Raw genomic sequence first — 15,152 nt, 5'->3', positions numbered from 1 at the left:
ATTCGAGGTGCGTCCCTATGAGTAAAAACTACGACAAGACTTTTAAAGTTCAAACCGTTCAAATGATTCAAGAAGAAGGTAAACCTGTCTCTCAAGTGGCGAGAGAATTGGGCATCTCCGCGAACACGCTGTATCGTTGGGTAGCCGAACACAACCAAGATGGGAAACAGGCTTTCCCTGGCAGCGGGAACCTGAAGCCAGAGGAACAAGCTACAAGAGAACTCCACAAACGCATTCGTGATCTGGAAGAGGAGAACGATATTCTAAAAAAGGCAATGCACTACTTTGCCAAAGACCGACACTGATCTTTTCTTTTATATATGATCACCGCTTCCAGTGTCGTGTTGCAAAGATGTGTGCAGTGTTTGGCGTTTCACGAAGCGGCTATTACAAATGGGTACAAACTCGAACGATTCATAAAGAACGCCAAAAACAACGGGAAAAGCTCTTACAACGTATCCGCCGGATTTTTTTGGATTCACGTCGTTTGTATGGCAGCCGGAAGATTCATAAAGCTTTGGTTCAGCAAGGAGTTGCCGTGTCGGAAAAAACGGTCGTGCGAATCATGAAGGAGCTTGGTTTAAAGTCCAGAACCGTGAAAAAATACAAAGCAATTACGAACTCCAAACACCACCTGCCTGTTCATGAGAACCTTTTAAAGCAGCAGTTTGTTGCTGGGGCCCCAAACGAGGTGTGGATGACAGATATTACGTATATTCCCACCGATGAAGGCTGGCTTTATTTGGCAAGCATGATGGACTTGTACAGCCGCAAAATCGTAGGATTCCACATGGATTCTCGGATGACTAAAGAGTTAGTCATTCAGTCCCTTGACCAAGCATATCGTGTCCAACGACCGGGCAAAGGAGTTCTGCATCATTCTGATCGAGGGAGCCAATACGCATCTCATGAGTATCAAGCTAAGCTGGTTAAGTACCCTATGAAAGGCAGCATGGCCGCAAGGGGAACTGTTATGACAACGCCTGTATCGAATCCTTTCACAGCATTCTAAAGAAGGAACTGATTTACTTAGACCACTACAAAACCCGTCATGAGGCAAAGAAGCAGATTTTCGAATATATTACATGCTTTTATAATGGAAAACGAATCCACTCTTCCCTAGGTTATGTATCTCCAAATCAGTATGAACGGTTGTACCGAAAACCCGCTTGAAATTCTCGACTTTGGGTGTCCATTCTATTGACAGTAGTCCACAACATCAGGCAATCCTTTTCGTCCATCATCATTCCTTTCGTTATATTGTTCCCTTATTCATCCGTTCTCGTGTTCTCCGCAGGAAAAAAGCCCACAGACGTATCGGTCTATTATACCGCATGAAGGGCATGGGCAAAGACCCGGTTAAATCCGGCAAAATGATCCCCGTCCATCTCCAATCCACTTTTGCAAAAGAAACTCGCTTTTAAAGCGACCGCTTCGCTTGTACAGCACACCATTCCACCTACTCCGTTTTACATGTACATTTTTTCAGTTCAGCTTGCATAGAAGAAGCTCACCGAAGGATGAAAAGCATCTCCCATCATGTGAGCTTCTTTTGGGTTCTTAATGTGGAACAAAGGAGCTAAAATCATCCCGGCTCGACTGATCCGCATGGTAAAACACGACATCCCCATCCTGTAAATGAAAGGGTTGCCCGTACGGATTTTTTACTTCTCTCCGGTAGCCTTCCAGCTTCCACTGGTTCAGCAGCGGGCCGTTAATATACTGCAAATGTGGATGCTCGGTATCCCCCTGACGGAGCGACTCCAAATTGAAGTTAACAATGATGTAGCCCGTTTTCTTAAATATGCTCGCATGCTCGTTTAGCTCCCGGCGACGGCTTTCTTCACGTAAATCCATCCCTTTAGGGACCACGTACACATCAGCAGGCAGGCTATATTCGCCATACCAGCGCTGAATCGACGCATTGGCACGGTCGACATCGACTCCATCCGGCAGGTCCGTCTTGGGACCGATCAAGGTACGCACCGCCGCAGGCAGCACCAGCCAATCGTAACGGCCGATCCACGTCTTGCTGCGCGTGATACGCTGGGCATAGAGGGAAACATAGCGTTCCAGCGTCAACTGGCTCCGCTGTGCTTCACTCAGCTCTTGCTTGTATTGATAGGCTGCTGTATCCTGTATTTCCTCTGTCGGTACATTGCGCAGCCGCTCATTTAAAATGACATATCGCTTCTCCCGATCCTCCGCCGATCCCAAGCGGATGAACTTGCGGCTTCCCGCATGTGTATACAGCTCCACCTCTTCTCGCTGACGACCATCCTTGCTCACCCAATAGAATGATGGCGTGATGCGGATACCATCCTTGGCGCTGAACATATTCCCTTTGGTTTTGAGGTCAAACTTGAAGTGGTAGCCTGTCTTGATCGCCACATTTTGGTAGCCTTCATGCGGATGACTGCCAGGGCGGACAGGCAAGGTAAACGGCTCCTGATTCCCCCTTGGCAGTCCGTCGATATTCCCTAACCCCGTCCAATAGGACAGTCCGCTATGCATCGGACTTCCTTTGCGCTGTCGGAACACCCGCTCCCAATGGTAGTCGGCAATATCCGTGATATGAAAATCATACATCCGTCCGATGACCTCGATCTCTACCACATCATTGGCGACATGATGCGCGATATCCGTATTGGCATGACGCTGCTCAGTGAACCCGTCCGGTGCGTTTTCTGCAATAGTCCGAAACTCGACGGTATAATTCCCTTCATCCACCCATACGGGCAAATAGAAGTCTGTGGCCAGTTGCCTTACCGGAATGTCGATCCAGGTTCCATGCGGATAGAATTGAGTTTTCCCCTTGTCGTACACATCGAACGGAAATCGCACCTGCTTGGTTCGCACATATTTGGCATACTCCCGATCACCATAGCCGGGAATATTCAAATACGGGCCCGCCGTTGAAATCGTCACGCGGAAAGGACGTTCCAGAATAAGCGCTGATCGACCTTTCGTCGGTTGGGTTTTCTGGTTGTGGGCCGCATCGTCTGACACACTTGAAAGATTCACCACGGGCGTGTGGACAGTCACGGTATTGATCCCTTGGATCGGCAAAGTCTTATCTGCACCGCCATTGATATTTCCTTTGAGAATGGTATAGGTGATATCACCGCTACTTGACGTATTGGATTTATTGATCTTGTGCTTTTCAATCACATGGCCTGGGCTGTACAGGGTATCCGACCCGATTTTTACGGGTTCAGGGATTTTGCCAGGAGTCGGGCCCTTTTCCTTGACACGCTGGTGGTCCATGATCGTTTGACCGTTGAATTTCACAGTATCGTTTTCCACTTCCACGTCTGGCGTAGCCTTCTGGGCCACAGGCTCCAGTGATCTTTGTTCATTGGGCACCTTCGGCATACTCTTGCCGCCATAGATATAAAGTGAACCGCCGTCGATAAAACCCGGCGAAGGAGCCGGATAGTATTTTCCGTTGGTCGCAGACTCTACAGCAGGAGGGGCATAGTCCTTCGGCGGAATCGTAATACTTCCACCCGGCAGTGCATAGTTGCGTAGCTGCGCGTTCTTGATACCGTACACTTCGAGGTTGTCGATCGTCCAGTAGGAGTACGGTTTTACAATTTCGTATTTGTAATACTCCACGACCTTCATGTGCCGGGTATCGTTGATATCTTCCCATTCAAGATCATAAGTGCGCTTCAGCTTGACGTTGTAGGTACATTCGCCTTTAAGCTGTTGGAAGGTGTTTTGAAACAGGTAATTTCGGGCCAGCACGTTTCCATACAGGCTTTCGGAGGTTGGAATGCCCTTGGCTACATCAAAGCGTGACGCGCCTCGCTGATCGGCTTTGATCACAGCCGACACCATCGGGTCGAGGTATTTATCCGACTGGCTACCGCTAGGCGTAGGTCGAGTGCAGGTGACTCCTGTCGGGGGCTGCTCTATCGTCTCCAGCTCCTTATAATATAAGTAAGCTGTAAACTGCTCGAAGGAGCCGTTATAGGTGAATCCGGGTACATTTCCCGGCAAAATGTCTCCGCTCGGCGGATTACCTGTGGTACTTTTCTTGTAGCCAACATACTCATATCTGGGATCGGTTGGCGGAGTGAAATCATACAATTGATCAGGTTTCAGCTCATCTTCTATTGGTGTAAATACGTTGTTAAGAGATTTTCCATCATTAGTAAAATGCTTGACGATGAGTCCGCTATCCAGTTCGATTTTGAAGAGTATGGGCTGGTAGATACGCCAGGCTTCTACTTCTTTTGCGCAGTTCGGGCAGCTCTGAGCCTTGATGTTTTCAGCTTGAACTTGCGCATTCAGCCTTATACTTACCGTAATCGGAATGATGGTGGTATCCGTACCAATCCCTTGCTTATGGAAGGGACGGATATCCGGATCATCTTTTGTGCCTTTACTTATGTGATCAGAATAGTCTTGATAAAGGTCAGACCGTGATTTTGTGAAATACTCCCTATTGTCACTAGCCGTGTACAGGCGAGCCGTTACATTCTTGATCTTGCGGCCTGGGAAGTTAAATTTGTAGATGAATGTGGCTTCACCTTGCATGTTCTTTTCAGGTTGTTTTCCTCCATCTGTGACCCAAACCCCGGCGGTGTTCTTCCACATGTCGAAGTACATCATGCCGACAAAGTAACGATCATTCTTATCTGCATAGTAGGAAAGCGGTGTAATTTCTGTATCGGCTGACGCCTTGTTTGTGGGAAATGAAAAAGGTGGGAGCTGCAAGAATAGAAGTACCCCCACCAGCAATACGGCCATAATGCGTTTCGTGTTCTTCATGTGCTTAATTGCTCTTCCACGGGTTAACCATCAAGGGAATGTAGCCATCACCTTGCAGGCGGAATCCAATGTACTCAATGTCTTGTAGCTTAAAAGATTTATAATTTTTAGTGCCCAAATAAAGCTCGTCAGCAGAGGAATAAATTGGGTAATAGATCATCTTTGTTCCGTCTCCATTGTCTTGAGTCATTTCTCGCAACGGAGAACGAAGACGGGTATCCTTATTCTTAGTCATGTAGAAAACTCCACCTGCTGTGGACTTGGTTTTTACTCTCATTCTCAAGTAAGGCACACCATCAGAAGTTGTGTATGGCTCAACAGAATAAATATCCCGAAGCAGCTTGATAGGCAAGTCAGATTGCTTAAAAATCAATACTTTGTTATATGGCTTACCAAGATCATCGTTCAAAAGAGCGGGTATGGTACCAATTACTTTCTTATACGGTTCAATACTCACAGCCTGATGCCCTGTATCCTCCAGCGCAGCAATTTCCTTCTTCCCAATCCAAACCCAGCGGCTGACCTTATCCCACTCTACTGTCTGCCCCAAGCCTTCACTTACTAGCCGCAGCGGTACAAAAGTACGGTTCTGCTTCAAAATAATCTTCGTCTCATATGTTTTAGTCTGTCCATCCACGGTAGCCGTGTTCTGTCCCACCGTCATGTTGACCACATGCGCGTCATTCTTAATCGACACAGCCAACTGACCGCCTGTTTTCTCCCAGCCTACCTTAGCCCCCAGCGCTTCGGATACAAAACGAATGGGAACCATCACATAATCGTTATCATCCTGAAATGGTTTAGCGTCCGGAAACTGTATTTTTTTCGCATTCAATAATACTTCAATCGGTTTGGAACTGCTTGCTGCTTCCGTCGTTGGAGTTGTACTGGTTGCTCCCCATAGCAACGCGACTGCGGTCAGACTCAACACCCATTTTTTCATACTCATCTCTCTATCCCCTTTGTCTGCTTAAACTATGAACTATGTATATCAGCCCAAAGACCACGAATTTATCGCATCCCCACTTTCGGAAAATACTGGATACAACTTATATATTATATGGTTTCCCTATCACAAAATCTATAAGAAAAACTTCTAAATATAAAGCATTCTAAAAAAGCCAGACTACATTGACCCAAGTTTTATTCCCCTAATATCAGAAGACTAACTCCTTCAAGTAGTTACATTTCCCAAAAATCTCAACAAAAAAGGGCTGCCTCTCCCCTGTTAAGGAAGAAACAGCCCGTGTGCTTCACGCGCAAAAAACGATGAATATATCAGCTCATACCCTAATGATTGTTCCAGCATCATCCAATATTTCTTACATCATAAATCATAACTGACTAAAAATCAAACGTTACTTTTTTCTCACGAAACATCTCAAATATCATTCATCCACACCTGAACTGCCAGCCTGATATAGCTGCTCATACACGTCCTGGTTAACCATTCTCAGCCCAAACAATCTGCGAATACGCTGTCCCAGCTTGGCTTTGAAGGTCACTGTCGCTTTATCCTTGCCCTCCAGATATGCAGCCGGAATGGCGGCATTTAGGTTGTAGAACTTGTCGGCCTCATCGAAGCCTTCACTAAAATGCTCCAGTGGATGGCCGTTAATCAAAATATCAAAACCGCAGTTTGGCATTTCCAGCGTAGCTGTGTAGGTAATGACCAGCAGCATCGGGGCAGACGGATCGGCGTTCAAATCAAAAGAGAACCAGCCATCAATGCCTGCATTCCGGTAAGGTCGGTTGTTTACATATCCGGTACGAGTCGAAGCATCTCCCTGGAAGTTATGATCCCGCTCCGGCTGCATTTCTCCGGGTTGGGCGAAATCGATCGTACACTGCTCCAGAATAGCCAGTTTTTCACGCGCAGCCGTGTATTCCTTTTCTGCCTCCTGCCACGCTTCCGGTGTAAAGATGTCCCAATATACGGAATAGGTGCGGTCATGCATTTTATACAAAGGAGACAATTCCACATCCCGGGGGTGGCCTGCATCCAAAGTGCGAAATGTGTTCGTTTTGCCCTCCACGGGTTGTATCCAGGCATCCAGCTCATCCGTTTTGGGAATGAATACCGGTGTGTACAAGAAATCCTTGGCCTTGGGATCAGCTATGGGACCGAGGTCCCCTGCCAACACCAGCGGTCCATACATAACAGCCACCCGGTCAGGGTTATCCGGCATCTGCTCCAGTCTCAGCGACATCGGAATCGTCACCTCTACAACATCGCCGTCAATCCACGTTCTGGCGATAGTGACGAAGCTGCCCGGTTCCGATACGACCGCTTGTTCCTTGCCATTTACGCGGATGGTGAACCCTTTTTCAGCCCAATAAGGATAGCGTAACAGCAGCATAAATTTGACAGGTTGATCACATTGAATTTCCAGCTTCGTATGATCGGTATCCGGATAGGACGTGCTTTGTTTTAGCGTAACGCCTGTGTCTTTCCATTCCAGCGTGGAAGCAATGAACTGATTGACATACAGCTTATCGTGATCGTGAAAATAAATACCGCTACCGTAGCTCGCATGGTTTTCCATCCCTGTCCCAACGCAGCATGTAAAATCATCAAACTTGCTTTCAAAATGCTTGTGTCCACCCATGGCCAGCGACAGAAAATACGTTACACCCCCATGAACCGGGTCCTGAGAGGCCAAAATATGATTAAACAAACCCCGCTCATAAAAATCTGCCTCCTTGGCGGATACATTCCACTGAAACAGATGGCTGGTCAGCTTGAGCATATTATAGGTGTTGCACGTCTCTGTCGTATGCGGCCCGATGCGATCATTTAAACCACCCGGCGCTCCAAAATATTCTCCAAAGCTATTGCCGCCAATGACATACGAATGATGATCCACCACCCGATCCCAAAAAAACTCCACCGTTGCCCGGCGCTTCGTATCATTCGTCAGCTCATATTCCTTGGCAAGCCCGATCAGCTTCGGAATTTGCGTATTGGCGTGAATCCCCTGTAAACAATCCTCCTGCGAGCTAAGCGGGTCCAGCACCAGCTTGTGCCAGAAGCACTCAGCCAACCGCAAGTAGCTCTCTTCCCCGGTATCCGCGTACAAGTCCGCCAATACCTCGTTCATGCCTCCATATTCACAAAACATCATCTGCTGCATCTGTTCATCACTCATCGGCTTCAAAATTCCCCCGAGCCAGTCCGCCAGCTTGCGCTCTACTGCCAATGCCTTGTCACAGCCTGTTAAATGGTACGCATCACGCAGACCGGCGAACAACTTGTGCAATGTATAAAGAGGAGCCCAGGCACCATTCAGGTCAAACCCCTTCGAACGAATATTTCCGGCAGACACCTCTTCAAAAAGTTCCTTTCCCCCCGGAATGCCGGATACATACCCGTCACCATGCGCTTCTTGGCAAACGTCCAGCTCATCCGTAATATAGTGTGCGATTTCTTTAAAACGGTCGTCGCCCGTCGAAGCATAGATCATAGAACAAGCGGACAAATAGTGTCCCAGTGTATGACCGGAAATAGACATGGCTTCCCAGCCTTCATATTGAGGCGCTTTGGGCGTAAGTCCGGCATATTCCCGAAAACGCGCCAGCAGACGGTCGGGTTGAAGCTCCAGCAAATAGGATCGGTTCAGCTCCATCGCCTGTTTGAAGGGACCTTCAGCCAACACCACCTCGTTCAGTGCGAACGGTCTTGCTTTCATATGGGCCTTTGCTTTGAGTGTCATCTTCCGTTCCTCCTTTAAGGCGAATTAAGGATGTAAAAAGAATGTACATTTCCAGTACAACCAGCCATCACACGCCGCTGCCAGTGGTTTGCCCCCACTGCTGGTACAACTGCGTTCTCGCCTCTGTAATGCCGGGATGAAACTGGATCAGAGCGTTTTTTCGTGTAAAATGGACCTCACGGATCGCCTCCTGTACCCGCTGTTCCCCGTCGGCTCCGCTGAGGCCAGCGGCATGAATAATTGAGGCGGCGGCTAATCGCCCTTGGGCCATGGCGACCAGCCCGCTTTCGATGCCGGTAATATTTCCGGCAACGTACAGCCCCGTGAGCGAGGTTTCCATTCGCTCACCATGCAGTGGAACATGCCCGCCCAGTTCGGGGCTGTACACGAATTTGCACCCGGCTACCGCCGCCAGCTCGGCGAGCGGATACAATCCGCCGCTCAGCGCCACGAAGTCGGCGGGTTCGACGCGCTCGCTGCCAGGAATAAGCGAGCCGTCCGGTTTAACGTGGACCAGGGTTACGGACTCGACCCGGTCCTGCCCGTTGACGGACAGCACTGCCGTCCGCAAACGGATCGGGATATCCCACAGACGGAAACCTCTGTGGGGATAGCAGCGTGCGATGAGGCCCTCCATCCGCATCACTGCTGCCAGCCTGCCGCCTGCACGCATCCAGGCGGCGGGAGCCAGCCCCGACAGCTGTAGCAGCAGCTTGGCGGAGGCTGTCGGATCTGCCGCCGCACCAGCCAGCGGATTGGCGCATGGCAGTGTAATCGCCGCCACCTTCACCCCGGCGACGGACAGCTCTCGGGCAATCGCCATGGACAGTACGTTCATGCCTACAATGATGCCGCGTTCTCCCGGCTTGACATAATGAACGTTGGTCATCACCTGCGCGGCCCCGATGGACATTACGCCCGGCAGCGTCCAGCCGTCCACCGGAACGGGAATTTCGGCGGCCCCGGTCGCCAGCAATACATAATCGGCAGTGAACAATCCACAGGAGGTGGAAATTTCCCATGTTTTCGTATATTCCATGCCGTGCACAGATACGCCGCAGCGGATATCCACCCCAAGCTCCACGCAACGGGTAATCAGCTCATCCGATACGTGTTTTCCGACCCACCAGCCTTTGCTGCCTTCCTCATGATACTGTCCGGGCATACGTCCACCCGGCTCCGTAAATTCATCCAGCACGGTGACTGGCAACCCTTGCTCAGCGGCCGATGCCGCTGCGGACAATCCGGCGGGACCCGCGCCAATGACGATGAGATGCGCCATTTTATTCATGTCACAATTCTCCCTGTGATTTCATTGGAAAGCTGACGCCCGGTTTCCACTACCATACCTTCCTCCAGCTTGGTCAGACAGGAACGGACGGTACCGAGCGGATGAACCGTCAGGCGGCATTCGTTACAGTGCCCAATGGCGCAATATATACCTCTGGCTGTGCCGGATTCCTCATGCCTTCTCAGCAAACGGACACCGCTTGCCAGTAGCGCTGCTGCGAGCGGCTCTCCAGCCAAGCCCTGCATAGGACGACCGTCGAAAACGAAAGGCACCTGTCGCCGCTCCGGCTTCTGCCCCAAAATAGGATGGCTCACAATACGCGCACGATTCATAGGGAACCTCCCTCTGCCAACTGACCGAACGTCACGGGACGCACCGGGGGTCTTTGCGATAACAGTTCCGCCTCGCGGCGAGCAGCAGGATACTGATTGTAAAACCACGACTCGACCAATTGTCTGCATACCCTGCCCTGACATGCCCCCATCGTGACTCGCGTAGCCATTTTAAGCTGGCGCACCGTATCCACTCCCATACGGCAAGCCTGCTCCAACTGCGCCATACTCACTTCTTCGCAGCGACATACGAGCAAATGACCTGACGCACCAACCGTCTCACTCTGGCCCGCCGCCCGCTTATTCATAACTGATCGCGCAGGTTTTAATGGCTGAATAAAAATCCAGCGCCGCCTGCCCCTGTTCCCGGGTATGTGAGCTGGATCGCTTCAAACCGCCGAACGGGGCCTGATATTCGACACCAGCCGTTTCCTGATTAACCCGTACCATTCCGGCGTCCGCTTCATCCAGAAACCGATGAGCGAGCCGCAAATCGCGGGTGAATAGCGAAGCGCTCAACCCGTAAATAGAATCATTGCACAGTCGAATCGCATCCTCGAAGTCGTCCGCCTGCACGACACCGATCACGGGTCCGAAAATCTCCTCCTGAATCAGCGGATGTGATGAATCCAGCCCGGCTGCCACCAGCGGACGCACATAATACCCGTTATCCGTCCCGGCGGCGGCTCCGCCCTCGGCCAAAATATCTGCTTCCCGGCGGGCCAGCGCGACATAGGACATGACCTTCTCGTACTGACCTGCGGATGCCACAGGTCCGAGATACGCGCCGGGGTCCAGCGCCGGGGCGATCTGGATTTTTTCCACCGCTTGGCGCAAGGCTTCCGTAAACGTTTCATAGACAGACCGTTCCACGATCACCCGGCTGGTTGCCGTACATTTTTGCCCGGCTGATCGGAAAGCTCCGCTGGCAATCATCGCCACCGCCTGCGCTATATCTGCATCCTTTAGCACAATAGCGGCATTTTTACCGCCCATCTCGGTCTGGTACTTGATGTTACGGCGCGCGCATCGCTCGGCAATGCCCAAACCTGTAGTGGTAGAACCCGTGAAGCTGACCGCATCCAATGCCGGATGCTCCAGCAGGACATCACCTATGCGGCTGCCCTGCCCGACGACAAGGTTCAATACCCCCGGTGGAAGCTGTACAGCCTCGAACAGTTCTGCCACCCGTACCGCAGTTAATGACGCATGTTCGGCAGGCTTCCAGATGACCGTGTTTCCACACAGCAGTGCAGGAGCGATTTTCCAGAGCGGAATGGCTACCGGAAAATTCCACGGCGTAATGACAGCCGTTACGCCCAGCGGAATGCGCTTCGTGTACTGGAGCACTCCCGGCTCATTCGAAGGGATAACCGTACCGATGGAACGAACGCCCTCTGCCGCGTAGTATCGGAGCAGATGGACACCTCGCATGACCTCTCCGCGCATCTCGGTAATCGGCTTTCCCATTTCACGGCTGGCCAGCTCAGCCAATTCGGGCAGACTCGCTTCCAGCAACCCGGCTGCTTTGAATAAATAAGCTCCCCGCGCTGCCGGACTTAATGCCGACCATCCCGCCTGTGCAAGCCGTGCAGCCTCCCCAGCCTGTGTAATATCGCCCGTATCTGAAAAATGGACGATACCCACCTCCTCTTTCAGCACGGAAGGATTGCGAACGACCATTTCTTCACCTGAAGGACTCAGCCACTCACCGCCGATCCAATTTCGGCTCTCCATCGTCTTCACCTCCATTCAGGATGAAACCCCGCTCGGACGAACCGCCACCTCAAAAGCTTCGCGAATGCGGTCATAATCCACCTGCGGCAACGCAAGTCTGGGCGGACGTGTCGGGCCGACCGGAAATCCAGCCAGCTCCATCATGTACTTGATGGACTGTACGAGTTGCGGGCTGGCATCATAGCGGAAAAGCGGTAGCAGCCTGCGATACAAAGCGGAAGCTTCAGCCATATTTCCCGCCTGTGCAAGCTGGAACAGCTCTACCCCTTCCTTGGGCAACGCATTAGGTACCCCCGAAATCCAGCCTGTCGCGCCGAACAACGCCCCCTCCATAGCCAGATTATCCACTCCGACCATGACCTCCAGCTCGGTCTGATCCAAAATAGCGTGAATACGTCGTACATCACCTGAGAATTCCTTGACTGCTACGATATTTTCAATGCGTGACAAGTCTGCAAGGATATCCGGGGTCAAATCGACCTTGTAATCATGGGGATTATTGTATGCGATAATGGGCAAGCCTACCTCCGACAATGCTTCATAGTGGGCCGTTACCTCATGAGGCAGCGGATTGTAATTAATGGGCGGCAGCGCCATGACACCGGCTGCTCCGGCATCCTTTGCATGCTGTACCCATTGCACCGCCTGCTTGGTGGATGGAGCCGCCGAACCGACAACGACCGGGACGCGCCCCGCCGCAGCGTCAATTACCGTATGCACAACCTGAGACCGTTCCTCCGCGGACAAAGCTGCATATTCTCCCAGTGATCCCGTAGGAACCAGTCCGCTAATGCCGTTCGCAATCAGATGCTCGCACAGCTCGGTCAGACGCTTGTGATCGACCTCCAGCTCTGCCGTGAACGGTGTAACCAACGCCACATATACACCTTCAAAACGTGCCATATGCTCACCAACCCTTTCCCAATCTTTATTTTGATATTCAGCATTTTGCATCATTCGATTCCAGTCGCTTGCGGGTACAATATATAGATGGATAGAATCATTCCGATCTATTTATTGCTGATGGAAAGCCGCTCTTTGGATTGATGAAAAATGCTCACATCAGTAAAAATCCTTCTCTCAGCGGGTCTTCCGGATCCAGCACAAATTGATGATGCCCCGTCACCCAAGCCGATCCGGTAATTTGGGGAATCACTGCCGGATAAGAGCCTACCTGTGTTTCCCCCACAATTTCAGCCCGGAACATGGAGCCAGTGATGCTTTCATGCACAAACGTCTCATGCGAGCCCAGCTTTCCCTTGGCATGCAGCACCGCTACCTTGGCTGAGGTTCCTGTGCCACAAGGGGAACGGTCGATACCGCCCGGCGGAATGACGACGACATTGCGGCAATCTGCCTGTAGAGCCACGGGTTCCCCGTAAAATTCAATATGCGTCATTCCCCGGATGACCGGATTTTCAGGATGGACCACCTCAACCACAGCATTCACCGCCTCCCGAATCCGCACCGCCGTTCGTACAATCTCTGCCCCATTGCTTTGCTCCAGCCCAAGACCGATGGAAGCAGCCTCGATAATGCCGTAAAAGTTACCTCCATACGCAATATCCAGCGTGACTTGACCGATGCCCTCTACATCCACCTCTACCTCCTGACGGTAAACAAAAGAAGGAATGTTCGTGAACGTCACCTGTCGTACTTTTCCCTCGTCTACATCCAGCAGCACCTGAACCGGGCCTGCCGGGGTATCCAGCAAAATCTTTTTTTTGTCCGCAGCAATCAATCCGCCTTCCATCAGCGCTGTGCATACGCCAATCGTATCGTGGCCGCACATCGGTAAATAGCCGCCTGTCTCCACGAAGACCACACCGATATCGGCATCCGGATGGCAGGGTTCTGTTAAAATGCAACCCGACATGACCTCATGCCCACGCGGCTCGAACATCAGCAGACGACGAAAATCATCATGATGCTTTGCCATATACGTCATCTTTTCCAGCATCGTATGACCCACCAGCTTGGGCGCACCGTGAATGACTGTCCGCGTTGGATTTCCTCCCGTGTGGGTATCAATCGTAGTGATTTTGCCTGGTACACTCATCCGGTTACCTCCCCATGAAGCTGATTGCTGCTAAAAGCCTCCCCAAATCGGTCATACCGCAAGGGTTCTACCGGAATGCAAGTCGATTCGCCGCGTACCATTTCGGTCACCAGCTTCCCCGTAACTGCCGCGAGGCTAATACCGTCTCCTTCATGACCCGACGCGATAAACAGCCCCGGTATTTCGTCCACCGCCGATACAATCGGCAAGTGATCAGGCGTCCATGGCCGCAATCCTGTATATGCCCTCATCAGTGGTACGTTTGCCAAGTCTGGAAAAAAGCGAATCGCTCTGCGGGCGATTAACCGGATCACCTGCTGATCCACACCTGTATCCATACCGACAAACTGACGGCTACTGCCGATCAGGATATTTTGTGATGCGGTCGGCTCGAATACCAGTGCTACACCATATTTTTCATACATCTCATCCACATTCCGCTGCCCGCCAAACTTGCTCATCAGATACCCGAACTCCATCACCTTGCGGTTCCCGATCGAGGGCATCCGGGCAGACACCAGAATATGTCCTTTGCGCGGCTTAATCGGAAGGTGAAGACCGAGTGATTGACCGATGCTGCGTGTCCACACGCCTGCCGCCAGCACCACCGCTCCAGCATGGATAACACCATGAGGCGTTTCCACACCCCGGACGTTCCCCCCTTCGTCCTTGAGGACGGACTGTACCGGCGTACGCGGCAGTAATCTGGCTCCCATCCGGCGTGCAGCCCCGGCCAGTGCATATGTCATCAGCACCGGATTCACGGTTGAATCTGTCGCACATTCCAGCCCGCCCGGCAAATCTTTAGCCAAATGCGGCCATTCCTCCTGTAGATCCTGCTGATCCAGCATGCGAAACGGAAGTCCCTCCTGCTGCTGACGGGCCACCCACTGCTCTGCCGCCTGCATCTCCTGATCATTTTCACAGACCAAAATACTGCCCGGCGCACGGTACTCGAACTCATCCTCCAGTTCTCTGGCCAGCTCAGCCACCAGCTCCTGCGATACCAGCGACATTCGGCTGTCAAATCCCGGCTCCTTATCGATGGCTAAAATATTTCCATCACAACGGGACGAAGTGCCTCCAGCAATCTCCCCTCGCTCAGCCAGCACAACCTTCAAACCGGATTTTGCTGCATAATAAGCGATGGCAGCACCGATGATCCCGCCGCCTACAACGACCAGATCCGCTGCACCGTGTTTCATTCATTTCCCCTCCCTCCGACCACTCAAGCCCGAGTA

The 15,152-nt window shown here is 51.6% G+C and carries 11 protein-coding genes and 1 pseudogene; 1 reads left to right on the top strand and 11 read right to left on the bottom strand.

The window, feature by feature from the left end; all coding sequences use genetic code 11:
• Positions 1-17: 17 nt before the first annotated feature.
• Positions 18-1,173, top strand: a pseudogene (locus ACWXW9_RS19525) (IS3 family transposase).
• A 152-nt stretch (positions 1,174-1,325) separates the two neighbouring features.
• On the opposite strand, the gene ACWXW9_RS19520 reads toward ACWXW9_RS19525, so the two are convergent.
• The 11 genes from ACWXW9_RS19520 to ACWXW9_RS19470 form a co-directional block, all read right to left on the bottom strand.
• Complete coding sequence (locus ACWXW9_RS19520; RefSeq protein WP_494930760.1) at positions 1,326-1,454, bottom strand: hypothetical protein; 129 nt, start codon at positions 1,452-1,454, stop codon at positions 1,326-1,328.
• A gap of 106 nt (positions 1,455-1,560) precedes the next feature.
• Complete coding sequence (locus tag ACWXW9_RS19515; RefSeq protein WP_494930759.1) at positions 1,561-4,779, bottom strand: DUF5704 domain-containing protein; 3,219 nt, start codon at positions 4,777-4,779, stop codon at positions 1,561-1,563.
• Between the two features lie 4 nt (positions 4,780-4,783).
• Positions 4,784-5,728: a copper amine oxidase N-terminal domain-containing protein gene (locus ACWXW9_RS19510; RefSeq protein ID WP_494930758.1), complete on the bottom strand. Its 945-nt coding sequence runs from the start codon at positions 5,726-5,728 to the stop codon at positions 4,784-4,786.
• Positions 5,729-6,167: 439 nt separating this feature from the next.
• Positions 6,168-8,492, bottom strand: coding sequence for a glycoside hydrolase family 127 protein (locus tag ACWXW9_RS19505; RefSeq protein ID WP_494930757.1), 2,325 nt, complete (start codon positions 8,490-8,492; stop codon positions 6,168-6,170).
• Between the two features lie 67 nt (positions 8,493-8,559).
• Positions 8,560-9,783 (bottom strand): NAD(P)/FAD-dependent oxidoreductase, encoded by a 1,224-nt coding sequence (locus tag ACWXW9_RS19500; protein WP_494930756.1) that lies wholly within the window; start codon positions 9,781-9,783, stop codon positions 8,560-8,562.
• Positions 9,780-10,115, bottom strand: coding sequence for a (2Fe-2S)-binding protein (locus tag ACWXW9_RS19495; protein WP_494930755.1), 336 nt, complete (start codon positions 10,113-10,115; stop codon positions 9,780-9,782). Before ACWXW9_RS19495 ends, ACWXW9_RS19500 begins: the two co-directional genes overlap by 4 nt.
• Positions 10,112-10,423, bottom strand: a complete 312-nt coding sequence (locus ACWXW9_RS19490) for a (2Fe-2S)-binding protein (protein WP_494930754.1) — start codon at positions 10,421-10,423, stop codon at positions 10,112-10,114. The genes ACWXW9_RS19495 and ACWXW9_RS19490 overlap by 4 nt, the downstream gene beginning before the upstream one ends.
• Positions 10,416-11,852, bottom strand: a complete 1,437-nt coding sequence (locus tag ACWXW9_RS19485) for an aldehyde dehydrogenase family protein (protein ID WP_494930753.1) — start codon at positions 11,850-11,852, stop codon at positions 10,416-10,418. Before ACWXW9_RS19485 ends, ACWXW9_RS19490 begins: the two co-directional genes overlap by 8 nt.
• 15 nt (positions 11,853-11,867) lie before the next feature.
• The gene (locus ACWXW9_RS19480; protein WP_494930842.1) at positions 11,868-12,755 is read right to left on the bottom strand and encodes a dihydrodipicolinate synthase family protein; all 888 of its coding nucleotides are present in this window, start codon (positions 12,753-12,755) and stop codon (positions 11,868-11,870) included.
• A gap of 154 nt (positions 12,756-12,909) precedes the next feature.
• A complete protein-coding gene (locus ACWXW9_RS19475; protein ID WP_494930752.1) occupies positions 12,910-13,911 on the bottom strand; it encodes a proline racemase family protein in 1,002 nt (333 codons plus the stop codon).
• Entirely contained in the window at positions 13,908-15,116 is a 1,209-nt protein-coding gene (locus ACWXW9_RS19470; RefSeq protein WP_494930751.1) for an NAD(P)/FAD-dependent oxidoreductase, read from the bottom strand. The genes ACWXW9_RS19475 and ACWXW9_RS19470 overlap by 4 nt, the downstream gene beginning before the upstream one ends.
• Positions 15,117-15,152: the final 36 nt, after the last annotated feature.

Source organism: Paenibacillus sp. LT-B23 (assembly GCF_059417685.1).
Note: the sequence above shows the minus strand (reverse complement) of the source record. Positions and strands in the feature narration are given on the sequence as shown.

Bases quoted from the DNA above. Each gene is read 5' to 3' on its own strand.
- ACWXW9_RS19520 (WP_494930760.1), bottom strand. From the start codon at position 1,454: ATGGTGTGCTGTACAAGCGAAGCGGTCGCTTTAAAAGCGAGTTTCTTT.
- ACWXW9_RS19515 (WP_494930759.1), bottom strand. From the start codon at position 4,779: ATGAAGAACACGAAACGCATTATGGCCGTATTGCTGGTGGGGGTACTT.
- ACWXW9_RS19510 (WP_494930758.1), bottom strand. From the start codon at position 5,728: ATGAGTATGAAAAAATGGGTGTTGAGTCTGACCGCAGTCGCGTTGCTA.
- ACWXW9_RS19505 (WP_494930757.1), bottom strand. From the start codon at position 8,492: ATGACACTCAAAGCAAAGGCCCATATGAAAGCAAGACCGTTCGCACTG.
- ACWXW9_RS19500 (WP_494930756.1), bottom strand. From the start codon at position 9,783: ATGAATAAAATGGCGCATCTCATCGTCATTGGCGCGGGTCCCGCCGGA.
- ACWXW9_RS19495 (WP_494930755.1), bottom strand. From the start codon at position 10,115: ATGAATCGTGCGCGTATTGTGAGCCATCCTATTTTGGGGCAGAAGCCG.
- ACWXW9_RS19490 (WP_494930754.1), bottom strand. From the start codon at position 10,423: ATGAATAAGCGGGCGGCGGGCCAGAGTGAGACGGTTGGTGCGTCAGGT.
- ACWXW9_RS19485 (WP_494930753.1), bottom strand. From the start codon at position 11,852: ATGGAGAGCCGAAATTGGATCGGCGGTGAGTGGCTGAGTCCTTCAGGT.
- ACWXW9_RS19480 (WP_494930842.1), bottom strand. From the start codon at position 12,755: ATGGCACGTTTTGAAGGTGTATATGTGGCGTTGGTTACACCGTTCACG.
- ACWXW9_RS19475 (WP_494930752.1), bottom strand. From the start codon at position 13,911: ATGAGTGTACCAGGCAAAATCACTACGATTGATACCCACACGGGAGGA.
- ACWXW9_RS19470 (WP_494930751.1), bottom strand. From the start codon at position 15,116: ATGAAACACGGTGCAGCGGATCTGGTCGTTGTAGGCGGCGGGATCATC.